Source organism: uncultured Duncaniella sp. (assembly GCF_910577345.1).
GTDB lineage: Bacteria > Bacteroidota > Bacteroidia > Bacteroidales > Muribaculaceae > Duncaniella.
In genome coordinates, this window is record NZ_CAJTMT010000009.1 from 65534 (window position 1) to 87852 (window position 22319).

Annotated in this window: 17 protein-coding genes; 2 read left to right on the forward strand and 15 right to left on the reverse strand. The window is 48.5% G+C overall.

The annotated features are described in order from the left end of the window. Positions 1-139: 139 nt before the first annotated feature. Both QZ310_RS05860 and QZ310_RS05865 read right to left on the reverse strand, forming a co-directional pair. A complete protein-coding gene (locus QZ310_RS05860) occupies positions 140-1519 on the reverse strand; it encodes a sodium-dependent transporter (RefSeq protein WP_297071368.1) in 1380 nt (459 codons plus the stop codon). A 252-nt stretch (positions 1520-1771) separates the two neighbouring features. After that, a complete protein-coding gene (locus QZ310_RS05865) occupies positions 1772-2473 on the reverse strand; it encodes a Crp/Fnr family transcriptional regulator (protein WP_297071370.1) in 702 nt (233 codons plus the stop codon). A 369-nt stretch (positions 2474-2842) separates the two neighbouring features. Here QZ310_RS05865 and QZ310_RS05870 point away from each other — a divergent pair, with 369 nt between their 5' ends. Further along, on the forward strand, positions 2843-3919 hold the full coding sequence (locus tag QZ310_RS05870) for an IS110 family transposase (RefSeq protein ID WP_297071372.1): 1077 nt from the start codon (positions 2843-2845) through the stop codon (positions 3917-3919). Positions 3920-4483: 564 nt separating this feature from the next. Here QZ310_RS05870 and QZ310_RS05875 read toward each other — a convergent pair. The 3 genes from QZ310_RS05875 to QZ310_RS05885 all read right to left on the reverse strand — a co-directional run bounded on the left by QZ310_RS05875 (position 4484) and on the right by QZ310_RS05885 (position 7117). After that, positions 4484-4849, reverse strand: coding sequence for a PAS domain-containing protein (locus QZ310_RS05875; RefSeq protein ID WP_297071374.1), 366 nt, complete (start codon positions 4847-4849; stop codon positions 4484-4486). A 103-nt stretch (positions 4850-4952) separates the two neighbouring features. Then, complete coding sequence (locus tag QZ310_RS05880) at positions 4953-6428, reverse strand: retropepsin-like aspartic protease (protein WP_297071376.1); 1476 nt, start codon at positions 6426-6428, stop codon at positions 4953-4955. Continuing rightward, positions 6425-7117 carry an Abi family protein gene (locus QZ310_RS05885; protein WP_297071378.1) on the reverse strand — a complete coding sequence of 231 codons (693 nt, stop codon included), beginning with the start codon at positions 7115-7117 and terminating at the stop codon, positions 6425-6427. The genes QZ310_RS05880 and QZ310_RS05885 overlap by 4 nt, the downstream gene beginning before the upstream one ends. A 469-nt stretch (positions 7118-7586) precedes the next feature. Between QZ310_RS05885 and alaS the strand changes: the two genes are divergently transcribed. After that, a complete protein-coding gene (gene alaS / locus QZ310_RS05890) occupies positions 7587-10208 on the forward strand; it encodes an alanine--tRNA ligase (RefSeq protein WP_297071381.1) in 2622 nt (873 codons plus the stop codon). Between the two features lie 604 nt (positions 10209-10812). Here the strand turns inward: alaS and QZ310_RS05895 are convergent. The 10 genes from QZ310_RS05895 to rpsF form a co-directional block, all read right to left on the reverse strand. Beyond that, on the reverse strand, positions 10813-11661 hold the full coding sequence (locus QZ310_RS05895) for a hypothetical protein (RefSeq protein WP_297071383.1): 849 nt from the start codon (positions 11659-11661) through the stop codon (positions 10813-10815). Positions 11662-11675: 14 nt separating this feature from the next. Beyond that, positions 11676-12374 (reverse strand): hypothetical protein, encoded by a 699-nt coding sequence (locus tag QZ310_RS05900; protein ID WP_297071385.1) that lies wholly within the window; start codon positions 12372-12374, stop codon positions 11676-11678. 550 nt (positions 12375-12924) lie between these two features. Next, positions 12925-14145, reverse strand: a complete 1221-nt coding sequence (locus QZ310_RS05905) for an ABC transporter permease (RefSeq protein ID WP_297071387.1) — start codon at positions 14143-14145, stop codon at positions 12925-12927. Positions 14146-14147: 2 nt separating this feature from the next. Further along, on the reverse strand, positions 14148-14894 hold the full coding sequence (locus QZ310_RS05910; protein ID WP_297071389.1) for an ABC transporter ATP-binding protein: 747 nt from the start codon (positions 14892-14894) through the stop codon (positions 14148-14150). Positions 14895-14900: 6 nt separating this feature from the next. Further along, on the reverse strand, positions 14901-16079 hold the full coding sequence (locus QZ310_RS05915; protein ID WP_297071391.1) for an efflux RND transporter periplasmic adaptor subunit: 1179 nt from the start codon (positions 16077-16079) through the stop codon (positions 14901-14903). A gap of 133 nt (positions 16080-16212) precedes the next feature. Further along, complete coding sequence (locus QZ310_RS05920; protein ID WP_297071393.1) at positions 16213-17529, reverse strand: TolC family protein; 1317 nt, start codon at positions 17527-17529, stop codon at positions 16213-16215. A 306-nt stretch (positions 17530-17835) separates the two neighbouring features. After that, a complete protein-coding gene (locus tag QZ310_RS05925; RefSeq protein ID WP_297071395.1) occupies positions 17836-20667 on the reverse strand; it encodes a TonB-dependent receptor in 2832 nt (943 codons plus the stop codon). A 232-nt stretch (positions 20668-20899) separates the two neighbouring features. After that, positions 20900-21340, reverse strand: coding sequence for a 50S ribosomal protein L9 (gene rplI, locus QZ310_RS05930; protein ID WP_297071397.1), 441 nt, complete (start codon positions 21338-21340; stop codon positions 20900-20902). 21 nt (positions 21341-21361) lie between these two features. Further along, positions 21362-21631 carry a 30S ribosomal protein S18 gene (gene rpsR, locus QZ310_RS05935; RefSeq protein WP_172480316.1) on the reverse strand — a complete coding sequence of 90 codons (270 nt, stop codon included), beginning with the start codon at positions 21629-21631 and terminating at the stop codon, positions 21362-21364. Next, a complete protein-coding gene (gene rpsF, locus QZ310_RS05940; protein ID WP_297071399.1) occupies positions 21632-22000 on the reverse strand; it encodes a 30S ribosomal protein S6 in 369 nt (122 codons plus the stop codon). Between the last annotated feature and the right edge of the window lie 319 nt (positions 22001-22319).

Consider the following 22319-nt stretch of genomic DNA (forward strand, 5'->3'; position numbering starts at 1 on the left):
TATTCCTTAAAATAAATTCCCCTCCAAGAATTGATAAATAAAGTCAGAGTCCCATTTTGCTGTTGTTTGCAAAATGGGACTCTGACTTTATTAGATTAGATTTATTAGCCCTATTGGGCCTATTTGTCTTATCAGCCCTTTAAATAAACTGCCCGACCAGCACCAATGCTATCAGCCCGGGAGCAACCCACTTCACAATAAAGGCAATCACCCCGAAAGTATGCGAGGTCAGCGTTCCGTGATTGGTCAGCTCATTGCGGAAAAATTTCCTCGGAGCCACCCAGCCCATATAGATACAGAGCAGGATACCACCGACCGGCAGCATGATGTTGGTAGCCACAGTGTCGAGGAAATCGAAAATCGTCAAACCGAATATCTTGAAATCGCTCCATGCCCCGACTGAAAGCGAACAGATGGAACTCAGGATGAAAAGCGGAGCTACGACAGTGCAGACAGCCCGCTTTCTCGACATCTTGAAATGGCACTCCATGAATGCCACTGAAACCTCAGCAAGCGAGATGGTCGAAGTGAATGCCGCGACTGAAAGCAGCAGGAAGAAGAGCGACGACCAGAAAAGCGTTCCGCCCATCTGCGCGAAAATCTCGGGCAGGGTGATGAACACGAGCGCCGAACCGGCCAGATTGTGGTCGGCAAGTCCGAAGGTCATCACGGCGGGGAAGATGATAAGGCCCATCAATATCGCTGTCCCAAGGTCGAGGAGGGAGACGGTGACCGCCGTGCGTGTGAGCTTTGTGTCGGCGGGATAGTAACTTGAATATGTCACAAGGATACCCATCGCGAGGCTGAGCGAGAAAAATGCCTGTCCGAGAGCGTTGACGACAGTCTTGGGTGTGAGCGCCGAGAAATCCGGATTGAGGAAGAAAGCCACACCCTCGGCTGCCTTCGGTAGAGTCAGCGACACTCCGCAGAATATCAGCAGAAGCACGAAAAGTATGGGCATCATTATGTTTGACATCTTCTCGATTCCTTTCTGCACGCCCTTCAACAATACGAACAGGTTGGCGGCTATCATGATGAAAGTCATGATGAGAGGGCGGTAGGTTCCTGCGACGTAGGAATTCATCTTTGCGCTGAACAGTTGCTCCTCTCCCTCTATAGTCCCGAGGGTCGCACCACCCTCCGGTGCGTAAAGGTTTCCGGTGATTGACTGCACGAGGTATTCGAGAGTCCAACCGGAGACGACCATATAGAACGACAGAATCAGATATGAGGCAAGTATGGCAAGAGCGCCGACCATCCACCATCCTTTTTTGTCGGGGGTGACATTGCGGAAGGCTCCTGTGGCATCCGAATTGCCTCCGCGTCCAAGCGAGAACTCAGCCGTCATTACGGGAATGCCGAGGAGAAACACGCAGGCTATGTAGATAAGGAGGAAGACAGCGCCGCCGTTGGCCTGCGTCTCCGCAGGAAAGCGCCAGATATTGCCAAGTCCGACAGCCGACCCTACAGTGGCTGCGATAAGACCGATTTTAGAACCGAATTTTACTTTTTGTGACATTTATAATCTCGTTTTTATCTATTGCAATTGTTTGTATTTTATCTTTCTATAATCTCTTGTTGCAGGGCTCTAATCAACGAAACCGCAGCAGCCCGAAAGCCCTGCAGTTTCATCGTATTTAATTAACATTACCAACATTTTTCCTTGTAGGGACGCGCTGTAGCGCGTATGCCGGATGAACCTTGATTGAAATGTCATTATGACATGGCTATACAAAATCTCATTGCAGACATGCCAAATGACCCCATACTATCAGCCGAACTTTGAAATCTTCCTCAACATCGGTTCGTTGAGAATCTTGATCTTTCGTCCGTCGACAACCAGTATCTTCTCGCTGCCGAAATTCGAAAGTGTGCGGATGGCGTTGGAGGTAGTCATGTTGGACAGATTGGCAAGATCCTCGCGCGCCATGTAGATTTTGAGTGTCATGTTGTCGTCCTCCTCATATCCATAGTTGTCGCGGAGCACCAAGAGCGCCTCTGCCAGACGGGCGCGGATATGCTTCTGAGTGAGGTTGACAATCTTAGTGTCGGAGTTGCCGAGGTTATGCGAAAGCTCGTGGATGAAGAACATTGCAAGGCGGTTGTTCTTGCTTATCATCTCTTCAACAAGGCTCATAGGAAGAGTTCCGAGTACGGATTCTTCAAGAGTAGCCGCGCTCGAAACATAACGTTCGCCTGCAAAATATGCTCTATAGCCGAAATACTGTCCAGGATTGACAAGACGGAGAATCTGGACGCGACCGCCCACACCGTCCTTATACTTTTTTACCTTGCCGTCGATGAGCGCCCAGAGATACTCAGGCTCGTCACCTTCAGCGTAGATTATCTTGTTTTTCTTATAGTGGTGTATGGTAAAATTATCAATCAACTGGCGCTTCTCCTCGTTGGTGAGAAGCTTCCAGATTTCCGTGAGTTCTTCGGTAAGGATTTTATCTATTGTACTTTTTATCATAACCTGTGCCGTGCAACTATGTTATATAGCACGCAAATTTACCAACTTAAATTGACAACAGCCTCATAATCGGGTTAAAAAATCTTAATGTCTGTTTTTTGTTTCTTTTTTATGGCAAACTGCTTAATCCAACCTCCAAAAACTGGCAATTTGCTTCACGCTTGATTGAAGGGTACAGGAGGTCATATTGCGGGGAAGGGCACAGGGTACAGGAGGTCATATTGCGGGGAAGGGCACAGTTCCTATGTTTGCAATGAAAACGCAAACGTAGGAACTTTTTTAATGATCCATATGGATAAAAGAAAAAGCATAAGCCTATAGTTTGTATATTTGAAAACATGTAAGTAAAAACTATAAGAACTTATGCCGATGCAAAGTAACAAAATTTCTTTTAAAGGCGAAAATGTCTATGTTGGTATTGACGTGCACCTGAAGCAATGGCACGTCTGCGTACGCAGTAGTTTCCTTAGCCCGAAGCCATTTTCACAGCCACCGTCCGCACGTTTACTTCATGCGTATCTGACCCGTATGTTCCCTGATGCCGTCTACCACTCTGCCTACGAGGTTGGATTCAGCGGTTTCTCGGCCCATTTCGAATTGCTCGACTGCGGAATCAATAACATTGTGTTCAATCCAGCAGACATCTGTGACAGCCAGAAGGAACGGGCCCGCAAGAGTGACGCTGTCGACTGCACGAAAATCTGTCGTAATCTCCAGCAGGGAACGTTGCGTGCAATCCATATCCCTGCGCGGGATGCGCTTGATGACCGCGCACTCTTACGTGGACGTAAGATGCTCGTAAAGGAACGGGCCAGGACGAAACAACGCATCAAGTCCCTGCTCTATCTGCAAGGTGTGGCCTATCCCGAGGATTTCGCGGACAACCGCTCGCATTGGAGCCGCAGGTTCATCATGTGGCTCGAGGGTGTATTTGAAGAGCCGGACAGCGGTTGCGCCACCCAAATGGCAATTTTACTCCGCAATCTACGTTTCATAAATGTAGAGCTGCTCAGTCTTGACCGTCAGATTGCCGGATTGATAAGACGGAAGCATTCAAGGACTGACACCCTTCTCCGCTCCATCCCTGGCATCGGGGCACTCACCTCGGCCAAACTCGCGTTGATAATAGGAGACATCAACAGATTTGACACCACCGATTCCCTTGCCGGATATGTCGGACTTGTCCCCGACATACGCTCATCGGCAGACAAGGAGACTGTCCTTGGCATCACTTTCAGGGGACACCGCGTCCTCCGGTCGGCTCTTATTGAGTCATCATGGCGCGCCATCGCACTGGATCCGGCACTTGGAAAGGCCTTTTCCGATTACCGCCAACGCGGAATGCACCCCAACAAGGCCATTGTCCGAATCGCGCGCAAGCTCGTCAACAGAATATATCACGTCCTTAAAAAAGGAGTCCAATATGAACCCGGAGTGGTCAGATAAAACCACTTGTCCGACATACTTGAAAATTTTCACCGCCTTGTCCTTATTGCAGCCATAGGTCTGCTTCCTCACAGAATGCGGTAAACAACTCTGTCTGCTGAACCAGCAATTTGCGGCACGACCGCTTATAGAAGTATGTCGGACAAGTTTTTTCTTCCTGATCGCTGCCTGTCTGAAGGCAGACAAGTCAGGATAACGGACGCGGAAACACCGCGTCTGTATGGTCTTGTGCGCAAAAAAAGTTACCGATGGCTGAAAACTTGGGAGCTGCGCGCCCCCAAACCCCGCGATGTGTTTTTCATATTTCTTCTATCCAGCATGATACGCTGGAAAGCATCTGCTTGTCTGCAAGTGTTAAATTTGTTAATTCTCTTGCATTGCAACATAGAAGAAGGACATAGGGTCAGAAGAAACAAAAGGTTTTTATAAGTGTGATTTTTTATATCGAACTCACGTTAAATATTAACTATCATGTCTACGGCACTAAGATAGAAAAATCTTTTGTTTCTTCTGACCCTATGTCCTTCTGAGCCCTTCCATCAATGCTCTTTCCGGAATTATAATTCAGTTTGACTCTTTGTCGCGGTCGTAGTGGGGCATGTCGGCGGGGATGACCATCGAGATTTCCACCAGACCGGCTATCTCGCCATCGCTGTTGCGCCACGGGGTCTGATAAATCATCTTTCGCTGACCGTTTTTTGTTATTGTGTAGACATTCGGTTCGCCTGTCGCAAGCATCCGGTGCATGATTGACTGTGACCGCTCGTTGTGACACGGAAACAGGTTGCGACCGCGCATGTCGCCGTGTTTGGCAAAGGTTGCGAGAGCCTTTTCGTTCATATAAAGCACCGTGCCCTCCTTGTCGCAGACGGTCACCGCGCAATTCATTCCAAAAGCCCAGTCGGGCACTGCATTCATGATATTTTCCATCGTAATAAAACTTTATTGGCAAAATTACATCAAAATGGCCATCCCTGCAAAAAAGCATGTTAAAGCAAATATCCTAATTTTATCAGTCAGAATAGAGGCTAATTTACAGATCAGGGTTCATTGGTGCATTTGGATTTATCATCCCTCTTGCGACTCCGACACCTATAATGCCAATAGCTTGCCATAAATTAAGACTTTTCTCTTTTGAAAACTTAAAATCAGGGATATTGTATTTAGTCGGGAACACTAATGATGAATTAATGGCAGATTTCGTAGTTAAAACAAAGTCTACAAGGTTAAATCTTACTTTTTGATAAAGCATTAACGTCTTGATGCCTATATTGCATTCATAGTCCCCAATCATCACATCTGTGCCTAATTTTACGGTTAGTTCGGGAGGAAAAACCATGTGTCCACCGATGCAAACAGGCATACCCGGCACTTTATAACACTCTGTGACAATCACCCCGGCAATGCCGGCTTCTCTAATAGAATCCAAGGTCGCATGTGATTTGATATAGTCTGCATTTGCGCTATAAAAGTCATTATTTAGTGAGCCATAGGAAGCATCCCCACTATCAATGCACATTAGTAAGTCCGTATTCAACACTGTACCTTTTGTAAGTAAATTCATGGTGGGAGAGAAGCACAGATTTGATGGACGGTCAGTTCGTTTTGGCGCGGCAGTAGGAACGGTGATATGGCGCTTGAAAAAATCTATAGTAAGGTCTTTTAAATGAAGCATCAGTTCGCTGCCGACAACGATATTGAAGCATTCAATGTATTGATCTGCCTCTTTATTGTCGGACGAAAGCGAAATAACAGTGAACGGGACATCCCTGACGATGATATTTCCGATTTTCAGTTCTTTTGCTATTGCGATATATCCCTCACGTCTGTCCACACCTATGACAGTTATGGTCGCACTATCCAATGGAATAAGATTTAATCTTTTGGCCATTTCAATTGAAATCATATTTGATCCGGCTCCTGTGTCAAAAGTTATATCCGCTTCCTCTCCATTGATATAACTTTGTGTCAAATGCATTAATACAGAGCCTTTCTCTGTAGGGCCGACCGGAACGATCGTGAATGGAATTATAGCTTCCTTGCCATCCGGGAATTCGATTTGATATGGTTTATAGGCTGACAAGGCGGAATAACGATTTGCGGTTGTTGTCAGTCTGTTAATTGTCACAGAATCTAAATATTGTCTGGTCTGAGAAACTATGTCATTAATCATGGATGCTGCTTCGGCATTGCGTCCTTCTCTGCTTAAATCCATTCCATACATGTAAATTGAGGAAGCCAAATTGCTTATATCAAGAGAATATGTACTAAGCAATTCCTGAAATGCAGGAATTGAAATATCAGTGCGATTTAGGCGGTTTCCAAGTAAACATCTGGAAAAAACTTCAAGGAAAGGATCTATGGAGTCTTTGGGTGTAGTCCTATACATTGAATCAAGAGCGAACCAATCAGATTCGTTCATTGCTTTGCCAATCTTTTCATCAATTGTTTGGGCCGAAAATTTTAATCCTGCCACAAACATGATACATATTATAACGTATTTTTTCATTTCAAACGCTCTATTTTATCTTTTGCATGGTTAAATTGTACAAGGTTGAATAAGCAGTCTGTTGCATCAATACCCATCCATATTAAAAGCATTTCTATTTTAGAGTAAATCCATTGGATATAATCAGTTGTAATTTCAGATTTACCTGTTGGGAAACAGACTGGTTCATGATGCGCTATCCGGTTTCTGAGAGAATTGATATGGTCCAATTCGTTGAAAATTGTGGTGTTGTTATATTGGATTAGCCTTGTTGAAGTTGGTTTGTTTGGAAAAACACGCAGGAGTATACGACCGGATGCGCGGTACTGTGGACTTGAAAACATGTATTTCCAGATTCCAAATTCCATTTTGGCAAGGAGATGTCCGTGGGTATAGATGCGTTTGTTTATCAATTTATTATAGGCATAACGGATGATTTGGGCGTGGTCACGACATTGTGGAACATCAAAGAACCCGTTGGGTGATACTGCATCCCTTAACCAATCAGAACCATAGGATGAAATCATTATTTTGTCGATAGCATTACGGAGGGCAATCTCAAAAGCTCCCACAATAGCGAACATTTCCACTGACACGCGGATGTTGGCACGATAGAGATTAAGAGCCTTTACTTGATCTCCATCACACGCATCGAGGTAACGTTGTAGCCTCTCGGGTGATACTATATTTTGAAAATTAATGAAATTCAAGATTTTAAATAACTTTGTTATCCTAAGATTTGTTTTATTATGAAAATAGCACTACCTTTGTAGTGTTGATCCCCGGTAGCCCCTGTATATCAAGCTATCGGGTTTTGTTTTTATATGGCAAAAATAATGTATTTTTCTGATATATTGACTCATAGTGTTCGGATTTTTACGGGATATTAATGCTGATTTCTGAAAAATGGCCATATAGGTTTGATGCCGGGTAATTATGTTGTCGGATAGCTTGGTGTGTTGGATGATATGGGAATATGTCATTGGCGGATTAATATTTTTTCAAAATTTGATTATTGCCTCACTGTCGTGTGATTTCGGGTGATTTTGGAAACGTTTTGTCCGTAAAAATGACTATCTTTGCAAATTATTTTACGAAACGTCAAATCAGTAACTGATCAATCGTCAAATCAACAACTGACCAATCATCAAGTCAACAATTAAAAGTACTACATAAATTATGCTGACAGCCAAGGAAATACGCGAATCTTTCAAAGAGTTTTTCCGCACCAAGGGACACCATATCGTCCCCTCAGCCCCCATGGTAATCAAGGATGACCCCACACTGATGTTTACCAACGCGGGCATGAACCAGTTTAAAGACATCATCTTAGGTAACAAAGCCGCGAAGTATCAGCGCGTGGCCGACTCGCAGAAGTGTCTGCGCGTGTCGGGCAAGCACAACGACCTTGAGGAAGTGGGTATGGACACATACCACCACACCATGTTCGAGATGCTCGGCAACTGGTCGTTTGGCGACTATTTCAAGCAGGAAGCCATCGACTGGGCATGGGAATATCTCGTGGATGTGCTCAAACTCGATCCCAAGCGCCTCTATGCCACAGTGTTTGAGGGCGCTCCCGACGAAGGTCTGAGCCGCGACGACGAGGCTGCATCATACTGGGAAAAGCATCTTCCCGCCTCACATATCATCAACGGCAACAAGCACGACAATTTCTGGGAAATGGGCGATACAGGTCCCTGCGGTCCCTGCTCGGAAATCCACATCGACCTCCGCAGCGATGAGGAGCGTGAGAAGATCGACGGCGCAAGCCTCGTCAACAAGGACAATCCCCTTGTGATTGAAATCTGGAACCTTGTGTTCATGCAGTTCAACCGCAAGGCCGACGGTTCACTCGAACCCCTGCCCGCAAAGGTTATTGACACCGGCATGGGCTTCGAACGTCTCTGCATGGCTCTTCAGGGCAAGAAGTCGAACTATGACACAGACGTGTTCACTCCGCTTATCGGCCGCATTTCCGAACTTTCCGGTAAGGAATACGGCAAGGATGGCAAGGTTGACATTGCAATGCGAGTTATCGCCGACCATGTCCGCACAATCTCGTTCTCGATTGCCGACAGCCAGCTTCCCGGCAATGCCAAGGCCGGCTACGTCATCCGCCGAATCCTCCGTCGTGCCGTCCGCTACGCCTACACCTTCCTCGACCAGAAGCAGGCGTTCATGTATAAGCTCGTCAACACTCTCATAGACTCGATGGGTGAGGCCTATCCCGAAATCGCAGCTCAGCGCGAGCTGATTATGAAGGTTATCAAGGAAGAGGAAGATTCATTCCTCCGTACTCTCGACAAGGGTATCGCTATTCTCGACGAGGCCATCAAGAATGCGCGCAAGCAGGGCAAGAATGAGATTTCGGGTAAGGAAGCATTCGTGCTTTACGACACCTACGGTTTCCCCCTCGACCTCACCGAGCTTATCCTCAAGGAAAACGGCATGACTCTCGACAAGAAGGAATTTGATGTCGAGATGGAAGCCCAGAAGACCCGTGCGCGCAATGCTGCCGCTGTTGAGGCTACCGACTGGGTGACTGTTGGCGAGGGTGAGACAGAGTTTGTCGGCTACGACAAGACCTCTTGCCCCACACGCATCCTCCGCTACCGCAAGGTGACACAGAAAAACAAGGAATTCTATCAGATTGTACTCTCCGCTACTCCTTTCTATGCAGAGATGGGTGGTCAGGTCGGCGACAGCGGCTGGCTGATTGACGGCGAGGAGAAAATCGAAATCTATGATACCAAGCGTGAGAACGGTCAGGCCGTCCATCTGAGCAAGAAGCTCCCCTCGAATGTAGAGGCAGAGTTCATCGCCGGCATCAATGAGGCCAACCGTCGTGCGACAGAGTGTAACCACACCGCAACCCACCTTCTCCATGCCGCGCTCCGCGAAGTGCTCGGCACACACGTTGAGCAGAAGGGTTCGTATGTTTCTCCCGGAATGCTCCGTTTCGACTTCTCTCACTTCCAGAAGGTGACGCCCGAGGAGCTTCGCAAGGTTGAGCATATCGCCAACGCAAATGTCCGCAAGGCTATTCCTCTCGACGAGCATCGTGCAATGCCCATAGCCGAGGCTATGGAGATGGGTGCTATGGCACTCTTCGGCGAGAAGTATGGCGAGGAAGTGCGTGTTGTGAAATACGGTGATTCTGTCGAGCTTTGCGGTGGTACGCATGTTCCCAACACAGGTAATATCGGAACCATCCGCATCATCTCCGAGTCGAGCATCGCTGCAGGTATCCGCCGTATTGAGGCTGTGACAGCCGGTGTGGCCGAAAATATGGTCGATCAGCTCACGGACGACATGCGCAGTGTTGCCGAACTTCTTCACAATGCTCCCGATGTGCTCCAGGCCCTCCGCAAATCAGTCGAGGAGAATGCCGAGCTTCGCAAGCAGGCCGAGGAATATATGCAGGAACGCATCCGCAACATCGCCAAGGAGTGTGTCGAGAAGGGTGACACCACCAACGGCATCAAGTTCACATCGCTAACCGGTGTGCGTGTTCCCGATGTTGTGAAGGGTGTGGCTTTCGCCATCCGTCAGCTCTCGCCTGAGAAGACTGCATTTGTCGCTGCAACAGTCGACATGTCGGGCAAGCCCCTCCTCACTGTCGCATTGACTGACGACCTTGTCAAAGAAGGTTTCAACGCTTCCACAATCGTCCGCGAGGCAGCCAAGGCCATCAAGGGTGGCGGTGGTGGTCAGCCCGGTTTCGCCCAGGCAGGCGGTAAGGACAAGGACGGCATAGCAACCGCATTCCAGTCACTCCGCGACGCAATCAGAAAGTAAAAATACCTTCCATCTTTTCTAAATAGGATTATACCGTTGAATATCAGTGGTATAATCCTATTTTTTGTGCTAAACTTGTACTTAATGGGTAAATCGGCACAAACGAAAAGAGGTGATTTAGCGATATTTCACATCAGTTTGTAATATTTATTTCGATTCGTTTTCTCCTAAATGCAGCCATATTCAATGGCTGAAATTAAAGAAAAATTTGGCAATGCCGGATGATACCATCATGTAGTTCTTGCATTTCTGCACTTTTTATTCTTTGACAGAATTAGAATTATCCATTTCCATTATTGGTACTTTGGCACAATCAACGCCAACCATCTGCCTAGGTCGCTCTTTGTTTAACATCAAGCCGTAATGATGACAATATTAACGGCAACAATGATTGTCGTCATTGTTGCCGTTAATATTGTTTTTCTTGTTGGATGAAGTTGATAGTAGTGCAGTTTCATCCGTGCGGTGGCAGAACATAAATTACGCCATTCGGAAATTACTTAGTTTAGCTCAGTAGGGAATTTCTGAGTTGCATTGACAAGTCCTGAAAATATCTTGAATGAGCCAAATGCTAACTTTTGGAAATACGATTATCAATTCACGATTATTCAACTGATTCAGAATCTTCAATTATGGCATTTCTATGATAGCCGTGGCGAATATAGGGATCAACAAAGATTAATTCTTTGTACCATTCACCTTCAGTGTTTTTCTTGTTCTGCATTCGAAAGAACCCTCTCACAGGAATGTCATTGTCGTTGATTATTTTCTTAAACCATTTCGAATCCATTACTATGACTTCTTGCCCAGTTTGATTTACAACTTTCTTCTTCTCAACATATTCAAGAGGCGTTCCGTCAATAGCGGTGGATGTTCCTTGCGGAATAATCATGGTTTCAACCTTCACATATTTCTTAACCGCTAAATAAACGGCAATGAAACGAAGACGAACACCAATCTCGTCTATACGATTTTGAATTGTGCCAGCTAATAAATTGTCATCATAGAGAACCGAGTCAGTCATCAATAGTTTTGGCTGACCATCCACAAATTCATATCCGGCTGAGAAATGAAACATACTATGCCCATTTTGCTCATTGAAGAACCAAATGTTTAGCTGATTATCTCCAAATCCATATACTAAGGTTTCGTTATTGTTAATTATTAGAATCCCGCATTCATCAGTTTCACTGAACTCCTTAAACAGACTTGGCATAATTTTTTCGAAAGCAGGCGCACTTTTCTCCATCACTCTTTTGAATGATGGCATTACCAACTCAGGCAATCCCCAATTCTGTCTTAATGTCCGTATATCTTTCAGATGTTTCAGTTCATCATTTAAGATTTCGTAATTCATTGGATTTCGAGGAGCCGCAAATGTTAACCCATCTTGAAACCCAGGCGTATCAGGATTTAGCAACCAAGTAATTATTGGACGCTTTTTGATTATCATGATTTTAGTGAGTCTTAATAGATTTCATCTTGAACTTTCTCAATCATATCTGAAATATCATTAGATGATGATATGGCTGTCATAACCTTTTTTATTGCCTCATAGTCATCTTTTGAAAATGCAGACCTCTCATTAAAGTCAGTATCACAAAAGAAAACATATTCGCCAAAAAGGTTAACTGTCCCCGCTCCATTAAGGCTTTTGAATTTGTGATAAACTTTCCATCCATCAAAATCACCTATCCTTAATAAAGCCTCGGCCTCCAGATAAGACTGCCTACTCTTTATCTTTGAAAATTGATTTTGGATTCGTTCTTTAGTCTTATCCAAAAGCCGTTGATTGTTATCTCGTTCTTCCTTAGCCCTGCGATATTCGCCTTTGCTATACGCTGACGAGTACCCACTTGGAGACCATATCTCCATTGAACTTTCTGCTCTATCAATCTTATCCGCATACTCCTGAGCCGATTGAAAGAGTTTAAGCATATCCAATGTGAGGTCAATGGCTTCCTTGTCTGATGCCAATGAAACAAATGAGCTATCTACTTTCGTCTGTAATGGTTCATAGCTATCAAAATGATACAGTACGCCTTTCAGATAATTTGCAGCCATTTCTTGAGCTTTTTCTTCTTTAGTAGGACTACATGCTGACAGCGTTAGCAACGATAGTGCAACGGTAATTAGTGATCTAAGATTTGTTTTTGATATTAGCATGGCGTTGGTTATTCTGTATGCAATTCCAAGTTACAGATACTTATAAACCACGAAGCGTGGAACTGCAATGCCACGTCTAAGAATGGAGGCCCTGAGAAAGCCTGTGAGCAGATGTAACAATAGCAGCCCACGCCGTAGCGTGAGAACCACTATGCCACTCTTGCTCTATGAAAGTTTCTCAGGTTTCCATTCTCAAGAGATAAGCATAACGCTTCTTATTTTCAAAATTGTCATGGACAGAGTTGCCTCTATCCGATCGCAAAGTTAGATAAAATCCTTGATACCAACAAATAGAAATCGCACTACTGGTTGCTGGATTGGATATAGTCGGGCAAAAAAAGAAAGTCCATGCCAAGCGACATGGACTTTTCTCTTTTCCTAAGCGTTTTATTACATTGTGAAGCTAATAGAGCTGAGGCTGTCAACCGCTACTTCCTTTTGGCGGTCAAGCACATGGAAAATGCTGATATCTCTATGTCCCTTCTGGGCTTATGTCCTTATGTACCCTTCTCAGGACTGGGCTATGGCTTTCCCTGAAAAGAGGTAGGGTTTATTCGTAGCGGATTGCTTCGATGGGGTCGAGGTTGGATGCTTTCATCGCGGGTACCCATCCGAAGAAGATGCCGGTGACGGTGCAGACAGCAAAACTGAGGATGATGGAGGTTGCGAGGATGGATGTTGGCCAACCGGCAAGGACGGTGACAAGCCATGTGGCTCCGCAGCCTACAATCACTCCAATCAATCCTCCGGTCACTGAAATAATGATGGCCTCGATGAGGAACTGGAGGAGGATGTCGATGCCGCGTGCGCCGATACTCATGCGCAGACCGATTTCACGGGTGCGTTCGGTGACGGAGACATACATCATGTTCATGATGCCGATACCACCGACAAGAAGCGAGATGAAGGCGATGCAGGTGAGGAGGACTGTCATCATGTCGGATGTAGAGTTCATCATCTCGCTCAGTTCCTGCTGCGAACGGATGCTGAAATTGTCTTCCTCGTCTCCGGTCAGGCGGTGGTTGGAGCGGAGCAGGTCGGTGATTTCCTCCGTGGCTTCAGGTGTCAGTTCCTCGGAGAGAGCCGAGGCGTAGATCTGACCGAGGTAGTCAACCGCGAGGATGCGTTTCATCACAGTTGTGTAGGGAGCTATGACGACATCGTCCTGGTCCATGCCCATAGAGTTGGTGCCTTTGCTTTTCAGAACACCTATTATTGTAAAGGGTATCTTGCCGAAACGGACCACCTTGCCTATCGGGTTCTCACCGTTTGGAAAGAGGTTGTCGACAACAGTCTTGCCAACAACGCAGACTTTCGCGGCCGATTTGATGTCGGCTTCGGTGAACATCTCGCCATCCTCGACGGAGAGTTTGCGTATGTCGAGATATTCGGGCGTCACACCGTAGATGCTCGACGGCCAGTTGTTGTTGCCGACCACGAGCTGTCCGGAACTTGAAACGACCGGGCTGACAGCCGAGAGATAGGCGGTGCGGTCGCGCAGGGCTTCATAGTCGGCCACTTTGAGGGTCTGCATGTCGTCGGAACTCTGGCGGACACCTCCACGCTGCATGTTGCCGGGATGAATCATTATCATGTTGGAACCCATCTCTGAAATCTGGGCCTTGATGCTGTCTTTGGAGCCTTGGCCGATGGCGAGCATACAGATGACGGCAGCGATACCGATGATGATACCGAGCATTGTCAGCACGGCCCTCAGTTTGTTGCGGTTGAGGGCGCGAAGGGCTATTTTGAGCAGGTTGAAGAAATTCATTGTCAATCGTCGTTTACTGGGAGTGAGTCGAGCATCTCCTGGGCGGAAGCGGGCGCTTCATTGTAGGTGTCGGAGATGATTTTGCCGTCGCGGAGCACGATGTTGCGCGACGAGTAGGCCGACAGTTCGGGGTTGTGGGTTACGAATATGATTGTGCGTCCGCGTGCGTAGAGTTCCTGAAAGAGGACAAGCACGCTGAATGATGTGCGCGTGTCGAGGTTACCTGTTGCTTCGTCGGCAAGGATGATGACGGGATCGTTGACGAGCGCGCGGGCTATTGCCACACGTTGCTGCTGTCCGCCGCTCATCTGGTTGCTCTTATGGTTGAGGCGGTCGCCGAGGCCGACGGCAATGAGAGCCTTGACCGCACGTTCGTGGCGCTCCTTGGCCGAGACGCTTGAATTGTAGAGCAGTGGAAGTTCAACGTTCTCGATGGCCGAGGTCTTGGGCAGAAGATTGTAGTTCTGGAACACGAATCCAATCTTGCGGTTGCGCAGACGCGCACGGTCGTTCTTGCTCATGTCGCGGACACTCACTCCGTCGAGGATATAGTCGCCGGAAGTCGGGGTGTCGAGACAGCCGAGTGTGTTGAGGAGGGTGGATTTGCCGGAACCGGATGTGCCCATGATGGTGACGAATTCCCCTTCACGGATTGTGAAGGAGACACCGCGCAGAGCATGGACGACCTCACCGCCGACCTTGAAGTTGCGCCGGAGGTCGCGAACCTGAATGATTTCACGTTTTTCCATGGCGCTTTACTTTTTACCCGGACGTTTGGGTTGGAATGGACTTTGTCCGGCCTGTGAAGAATTGTCCTCTTCCGGAGTTTCTACAGAATATTCGACTGCCACTTTCGTTCCGGCATTGATTCCGGAGACAACGCTGTAGTTCACGCCGTCTGATGCGCCGACAGTGATGAAGACCGGGGTAAGGGTATTGTCCTTGACAACCCACACGCGCTTCTTGTCGGGGTCGGAGGGGTCGTTGTAAGCCTGAGTGGACGCTCCTCCCTGAATGGCCGGGAGATTTTTGGCGTCGGGATAGTCGTGGGGGATGAAGCGTGTAGCCTTGGCGGGGACAAGTGTCACGTCGGTCTCGTTGAGCATGTAGATGGTGAGGTTGGCTGTCAGACCGGGTATGAGTTTGTGTTCCTCGTTGTCGGCTGAGACAAGAACCTCGTAAGTGACGACGTTGCTCTCGGTAGTCGGGCTGATGCGCTTCTGGGTGACGGTTCCGTGGAAGACTTCATCTGGATAGGCATCAACTGTGAAGGTGACATTCTGACCCTCTTTCACACGGCCTATGTCTGCTTCGTCAACGTTGGCTACCACGCGCATGTGGTCAAGGTCGGCAATGGTGAAGAGATTGGCTACCGTCATGTTGGAAACGACTGTCTGACCGACTTCTATATCGCGCGATACGACTACGCCGTCAATCGGCGAGTAGATTTCGGCATAGTTGAGGTTTTTGGCTGCTTTCACGCGGTCGGCCACAGATTTTTCGTAGGTAGTTTTCGCGACTTCGTAGTCACGGCGTGTAGTGTCAAACTCATAGTCGGAGATGAGTTTCTTTTCATGAAGGGCTTTGTCGCGCTCGTAGTTTGTGCGGGCGTAGTCGTAGCTCGCCTTTGCGCTGTTGACGTTTGCTTCGGCTGAGGTGAGTTCGCTCTGGAGGAGAACCTTGTCGATTTCAGCAATCAGTTCGCCTTTCTTGACTTCGGAATTGAAGTCTACGAGGATTTTGTCGATGATACCGGTGACCTGTGTACCGACATCAACGGATGTTACGGATTCGAGAGTGCCGGTTGCGGTCACTGTCTCACTGATTGAGCCTTTTGTGACTTCTTCTGTCACGAGGTGGATGGAGTCCGGTTTGCTGCATGAGGCGGCTGCGAGAAGCATGACCGCTGCCGGAAGAAGGAAGAATTTATGCATTTGGGTTGGGGATTTTTTTATCAGAGTTATCAGAGGGAATCAGAGTAATCAAAGTTATCAGAGTAATCAGAATGAATCAGGGCAATCAGAGTTGTCGCAATTTTTGCATTTGCAATAGCTATTGCTGTCGCTGTCAGAGTGTGACTGTGCCGGTGCGTAGGAATTCGACCATTTTGCGGGCGAGGACAGCCATGTATTTGGCTTGGATGAGTTCGCGCTGGGCTTCGACGAGGGCAGAGTGGCTCTGGAGAAGTTCGGTGGGTTCGACATAGCCGACTTTGAACTTTTCATTTGCAAGCTCGTCGCTGAGCTGTGCGGATTTGAGGCTCTGGAGTCCTGCTGTGTAGCGCATACGGGATGACTCCATGTCGATATACCAGCTTTCGAGTGTCTGTGCCACTTCGATGCGCCTCGATTCAAGGTCGAGCTGGCTTGAAAGCTTGTTGACTTTCGCCTGGGCCACGGCGGTCTTTGTTGTCTTGCGGTCAAAAATAGGGACAGAGACGGTGAGGCCTATGTTTTCGTTGAATCCCTGTTTCATCTGGGTTCCCCAATTGCCGGAGGAGTTGGTGTAGTAGCCTGTCCCGACTCCTGCACCGAGACTGAGCTGCGGATAGCCTGATGAACGGGCTGCCTTGATGTCTTCGTCGGCCATTTGGGTTGAAAGCTCGTTGTAGCGCATGAGTGCGTCGGTATTGAGTGCAAGCTGATAGCTCTCGTCTTTCGGCGGAAGATCGGCGAGGACATCATTTTCTGTAAAATTGTATGGCAGGATGTCGATGTCGCTGTCGATACCGAGTTCGAGAAGGTTTTTGAGCTGCAGACGGGCTGAGTTGAGCTGCGCGGTTGCCGAGACCACATTGTAGCGGTCCTGTTCGGCCTGGGTTTCGAGCTGCTGGTAGTCTACAAGCGAGATTTTGCCGGATTCCATCATCTGCTTTGCGCGTTCGGCCTGAGCACGGCTCACCTCGGCAAGTTGCGAGTTGATTGAGATGGTTTCCTTGCAGTAGAGGATGTTGATGTAGGTTGAGAGAAGCTCGGTGCGGATGTTGCGCATGACATTGTCGGTAGCGTAGCGCGAACGCTCCACGTCAGTCTTGTTGCGGCGGATGTCACTCTCGCGTTTGCCTCCGTCCCAGACGGTCCATGAGGCGTTGAGATTGTAGGAACTTGTGTAGGCATTGCTGCTTCCGTTTGACCACGGAGCGTTTGAATATCCCTGGTTTGTTCCGAAATCAAGTGATGGTTGCCATTGGCCTTTGGCTTTTTCAAGGGAGATGGCGGCAGTCTCCTCTGAGAGGAGCGACTGACGGAGGGTGATGTTGTTGGCGCGGGCATATTCCACGCAGTCCGAATAGCTCCAGAGACGGTCGGTCTCTTCAGCTTGGGCTGTTAGCCCTAACAGCGGAATGGCGATGAGGGTAGCCCTGAGGCCGGAAGTGATGGACATAGAAAAAACGTATGTAGGATTATATTTAAATTTAATGTATGTAGGATTATATTTAAATTATTGTGGCGTGTTTCCGCTTCGTAATGGTGTAAGGAGGGCCGGGATGTCCGGTTCGGACACCCTTTTGGGTGGTGCAATATGTGTAATCGGGAGTCTCTTGCCGGTGGGCGGAGAGGGGGGGCGGTTCAGATAGTGGTGCTGGTCAGAAAAGGAGCGTAAGCATGTGACGGAGAGTGGAAGATAGGGGAGAGAAAGGGAGAGAATGGAGGAGAGAGGAGAAAAAAGGGAGAGAGGAATCAGGGATGTTTATCTCGGGCCACGGCCTCCGCCGGGACCGCCGGGGCCATGACCGGGACCGCCGGGGCGTCCGCCTCTCATGAAGTCGCCGCCACCGTTAGGCTCGTTGCCTTTGCCGAAGGAGTTGAAGCGATAGCTGAGGGTGACCATGAAGTAGCGGTTGAGAGAGTTGTACTCCACGTCGTCGATATAGTTTGCGGTGACATTACGGCGGATGTTGTTGCGCTGGTTGAGGAGGTCGTAGACCTTGACTGCAAGCGTGAGAGCCTTGCTGCGGAGGAACTGCTGGGAGATGGTGGCGTTCCACATCCAAGTGCGGGTGTCATATCCGGCAGCGTAGCCTGAGGTTGCCGAGTAGTTGATGTCGGTCTGGATGGTCAGACCCCAGGGAGTGTAATATGACCCGTCGAAACGGCCGCCGTAGGTATGTACGGTCTGGTTGCCGTTCTTCTGCACACTGTTGTGGGTGGTCTGCAGTGAGTAGAGAGGGCGAAGTTCAATCTCGAAGTGATCGGGACGGTAGGTGATGCCCGGGCTTTCGCGGACGGTGAAAGATAGCGAACTGTTGCGGGTACCGTTGTTGAAGCCGACGTTGTGCTGGGCGTTGGCGAAGATGTGGTTCGAAATGCTCCAGAGTTTGTTGCGGAGGGGCATTGAGAACATATTCATGAGTCGACCGTTCCAGACACCGTTGACGTTGAGGTATTCGGTGAGGCGTGAACCGTATTGGTCGTATGTTGTCTTGGAGATGATTGAATTCTGGACCACCTGTGCATTGAACATGAACATGATGGAACGCTGCGACTCCATGTTGAAATCCTGAAAACGGATGTTGATGTTGTGGGTGAACGAGGGGTCAAGGTTCGGGTTACCCTGGACTTTATTTGTCGGGTTGGAGATGTCGAGGACAGGTTGCAACTGAGCCATTGAAGGCTGTGAGGATTGTCCACGGTAGTTTGCCTGAATTGATGAGCGCTTGGAGAACTTGTAGCGGTAGCGGAGGAAGGGAGCGTAGTTCCAGACCCAACGGCTGATGTTTTTGTCGGCGTTGTCAAGATAGATTGACTTTGACATCTGGGGGACGAGGGCGAGACCTACCTCAAAATTTGATTTCTCACCGACTTTCTTATAGCCAAGACGGATGTTCTGGTTGAAGTAGTTGTTGCGGTAGCGGTTGGAGTAGTCGGGATCAGGCTCTTCACCGACCGGGGGGAAGATGTCGAGGTCGTAGTCCTCGGGGATGTTATAGACGAGCTTGTCGGCATTGTTCCAGCGGTAGTTCGCGCGGTATGCGAAGGTCAGGAAGTGGCCGTTGGCGACATTGCCGAGGGGTTCGGTCCATGTGAACTGGCCCATGACCTGATTGCTCCAAGTGTGGTTGTCGGTGTACTGGTTGAGGAGTTCGGAGTCATCTCCGGTGTTGTCGGGGTCCTCCTCCATGATGTAGCGGATGAAGTCGTTGATGGATGTCTCTTTTTCCTTGACATTTGAGAAGCGGTACTGGCCGGAGATTGAGAATGAACGTCCGCGGTGCTGTTTGAAGCTGTGGGAGTAGATCAGTCGCGCACCTGCCTCGTAGGAATCACCTTTGCTGTGAGAGACGGCGGTGTTGTCGCTGACCTTTTCCATGGCGGAGTTGTAGTATGAGGTTAGCTCGCTGTTATTCGACTTGTTGAAGTTCATCGAGAAGTTCGGACGGAATTCGAGGGTGTTGAACGAGTCGGGTTTCCAGAGGACGCGGAAGTCGCCACGAAAGTTGTTGCCACGGTCGCGTGTGGCCTGACGGATTTTAGAGTAAGTCGAGTTGTCCTCGAAGAGATATTGGCGGTCCTGACGTGTGGTAGAGTTGGCATCCGTGTTGCTCCACATGATGTCGCCGCCGACGCGGATTATGTCCTCTTTGCCAACGTTGAAGTTGAGGCCGAGAGCGCGGGATTCGGTGATGCCACGGTTGCCGCCGAAACGACGGAAGCGGTTGCCGTTGCTGTCGGTGAAGCCGAGCTGGTTGGTGTTGTTGAAATTTCCGAGGAGTGTGACCTGGTTGCCGTCCCAGAAGCGGTTGACGTTGAACGAGCCCATGTAGCGGTCATCTGTACCATAACCGGCTTCGGCTGTGCCGAACCATCCCTGGTTCATGCCTTTCTTGAAGGTGAGGTTGATGACGGTTTCGTCTTCGCCGTCGTCCACGCCTGTCAGACGTGCCATGTCGCTCTTGCGGTCAACAACCTGCAGTTTGTCGACCATGTTGGCGGGAAGATTTTTGGAGGCCACCTGAGGGTCATCGCTGAAGAATTCCTTACCGTCGATGAGGATTTTGGAGACAGTCTTGCCGTTGGCGGTGATGGCGCCGTCGGTTCCGACTTCAACACCGGGGAGGCGTTTTAGAAGGTCCTCGACCACGGCGTTTGGCTGAGTGTGGTAGGAGTCGGCATTGTATTCAACGGTGTCCTCCATGACCTTGATGGGGGTCTTGACAGCGACTACGCTTACTTCACCGAGGACGTGGGAGGCTTCTTTGAGGCGGAGCTCACCGAGGCGCACGTTGGAGTTGGCGACGGTGACCGGCTTTTCGAGGTCGGCATAGCCGATGTAGCTTACGGTCAGCACATACTTTCCTGCCTTGATGTTGGAGAGGGTGAATTTGCCGTCGATGTCGGTTGTCACACCGGCGACGAAGGTACTGTCCTTGGCGGTGACGAGCTTGACGGCTGCCTCCATCAGAGGTTCGCCTGAATCCATGTCCTTGACAATGCCGGTGATGTTGGCGGCACTGAGGGCAGCGGAGCAGAATGTGAGAATTAGAAGTGTGAAAATGGAAACGGAACGGATGAAACGTGTCATGCTTTTTTCAATCTTGAGCGTGAGTGTTATTAACAGATTACTCGTTTGTGACCGTAAAGGTAGGCAAAAGTTTAATGGGGTCAGGGCAGATTTCTACTTATGGGTAGCTTTCGCCGATAAACGGGAGCAAAAAGCTCATTTGTTAAAATGTGTTTGCCGAAAGGTCGATAAAAACAAACAGACGACCCGAAAATACAGGTCGTCTGCCGAATATTGTGAATCGGATATAAAATTATTCCGAAACGACTTCGAAGGGGATTTCCACCTTGACGTCGCGGTGGAGGTTGATGGTTGCAGTGTAGTTGCCCACTTCCTTGACGGGGTCGAGGGTGATGAGCTTGCGGTCCACGTTGTGGCCGAGCTTTTCGAGGGCTTCTGCAATCTGGATTGCGTTAACAGAACCGAAGATAGTGCCGGTAGAGGAAGTCTTTGCTCCGATAGTGAGCTTAACATCCTTGAGTGCTTCAGCAGCAGCTTCGGCATCAGCCTTGATGCGGGCGAGCTTGTGGGCACGCTGACGCTGGTTTTCAGCGAGAACTTTAAGAGCTGACTCGGTGGCAATCACTGCTTTGCCAGTGGGGATAAGGTAGTTGCGACCATATCCGTTCTTCACTTCGACTACATCGTCTTTGTAGCCGAGTTTGGCGATGTCTTCTTTGAGAATGATCTTCATAATTGCGGATAGCTTTTAAAGTTATTTCATCAAGTCGGTAACGTAGGGGAGGAGTGCGAGGTGACGGGCACGCTTAACGGCCTGAGCGACACGACGCTGGAACTTGAGAGAAGTTCCGGTGATGCGACGGGGAAGGATCTTGCCCTGTTCGTTGAGGAACTTCTTGAGGAATTCGGGATCCTTGTAGTCGATGTATTTGATACCGCTTCTCTTGAAACGGCAATATTTTTTCTTCTTAACGTCTACCGACAGGGGAGTGAGGTAGCGGATTTCAGATGCTTGTGCCATGATTTAGTTCTCCTTTACTTCTTCAGTGACTGTGGTTGTTACTTTAGCGCGGTTGCTGCGACGCTTTTCTGCATATTCTGCAGCATACTTGTCGAGACGGAATACGAGGAAGCGGAGTACGCGTTCGTCGCGGCGGAATGCAGTCTCGAGTTTCTTCACGATGGTGGGGTCACCATCAAACTCCACGAGTGAGTAGAAGCCGGTAGATTTCTTCTGAATGGGATAAGCGAGCTTGCGAAGGCCCCAGACCTCTTCGTTTACGATTGATGCGCCGTTGTCGGTGAGCACCTTCTCGAATTTTTCTACCGCTTCCTTCATCTGCTGGTCAGACAAAACGGGAGTTAAAATGAAAACGGTTTCGTAGTGATTCATTTTACTTTAAATGATTATTTGATTGGTGTTTGATTAGTCCCGGATGAATCCGGGCACACTTTTTCGGCTGCAAAGGTAGTGATTTTATTTTAGATAGCAAAGATTTTTTGGTTTTTTGAGGTGGGAGTTGTGAGTTTTTTAGTTTTTAGTTTTGAGTTGTGGGTTTTGAGTTTTTGGTTGTGGGTTTTGAGTTGTGAGTGAAAAAAAGATTTTCTTCCGGTTTGATAGGTGTTGTATCTTTGCGGAAGAAAATCTTGAATTAAAGTCAACTGTAAGCTATGAGGAGTTAAAGTCAACTGTAAGAGGTGGGGAAGTTGGA

What these genes read in the sequence shown, in the direction of transcription:
- QZ310_RS05905 (WP_297071387.1), bottom strand. Translation starts at nt 14,145, where the DNA reads ATGAATTTCTTCAACCTGCTCAAAATAGCCCTTCGCGCCCTCAACCGC.
- QZ310_RS05870 (WP_297071372.1), top strand. Translation starts at nt 2,843, where the DNA reads ATGCAAAGTAACAAAATTTCTTTTAAAGGCGAAAATGTCTATGTTGGT.
- QZ310_RS05875 (WP_297071374.1), bottom strand. Translation starts at nt 4,849, where the DNA reads ATGGAAAATATCATGAATGCAGTGCCCGACTGGGCTTTTGGAATGAAT.
- rpsF (WP_297071399.1), bottom strand. Translation starts at nt 22,000, where the DNA reads ATGAATCACTACGAAACCGTTTTCATTTTAACTCCCGTTTTGTCTGAC.
- QZ310_RS05910 (WP_297071389.1), bottom strand. Translation starts at nt 14,894, where the DNA reads ATGGAAAAACGTGAAATCATTCAGGTTCGCGACCTCCGGCGCAACTTC.
- QZ310_RS05860 (WP_297071368.1), bottom strand. Translation starts at nt 1,519, where the DNA reads ATGTCACAAAAAGTAAAATTCGGTTCTAAAATCGGTCTTATCGCAGCC.
- alaS (WP_297071381.1), top strand. Translation starts at nt 7,587, where the DNA reads ATGCTGACAGCCAAGGAAATACGCGAATCTTTCAAAGAGTTTTTCCGC.
- QZ310_RS05900 (WP_297071385.1), bottom strand. Translation starts at nt 12,374, where the DNA reads ATGCTAATATCAAAAACAAATCTTAGATCACTAATTACCGTTGCACTA.
- QZ310_RS05880 (WP_297071376.1), bottom strand. Translation starts at nt 6,428, where the DNA reads ATGAAAAAATACGTTATAATATGTATCATGTTTGTGGCAGGATTAAAA.
- QZ310_RS05915 (WP_297071391.1), bottom strand. Translation starts at nt 16,079, where the DNA reads ATGCATAAATTCTTCCTTCTTCCGGCAGCGGTCATGCTTCTCGCAGCC.
- QZ310_RS05865 (WP_297071370.1), bottom strand. Translation starts at nt 2,473, where the DNA reads ATGATAAAAAGTACAATAGATAAAATCCTTACCGAAGAACTCACGGAA.
- QZ310_RS05895 (WP_297071383.1), bottom strand. Translation starts at nt 11,661, where the DNA reads ATGATAATCAAAAAGCGTCCAATAATTACTTGGTTGCTAAATCCTGAT.
- rplI (WP_297071397.1), bottom strand. Translation starts at nt 21,340, where the DNA reads ATGAAGATCATTCTCAAAGAAGACATCGCCAAACTCGGCTACAAAGAC.
- QZ310_RS05925 (WP_297071395.1), bottom strand. Translation starts at nt 20,667, where the DNA reads ATGACACGTTTCATCCGTTCCGTTTCCATTTTCACACTTCTAATTCTC.
- QZ310_RS05920 (WP_297071393.1), bottom strand. Translation starts at nt 17,529, where the DNA reads ATGTCCATCACTTCCGGCCTCAGGGCTACCCTCATCGCCATTCCGCTG.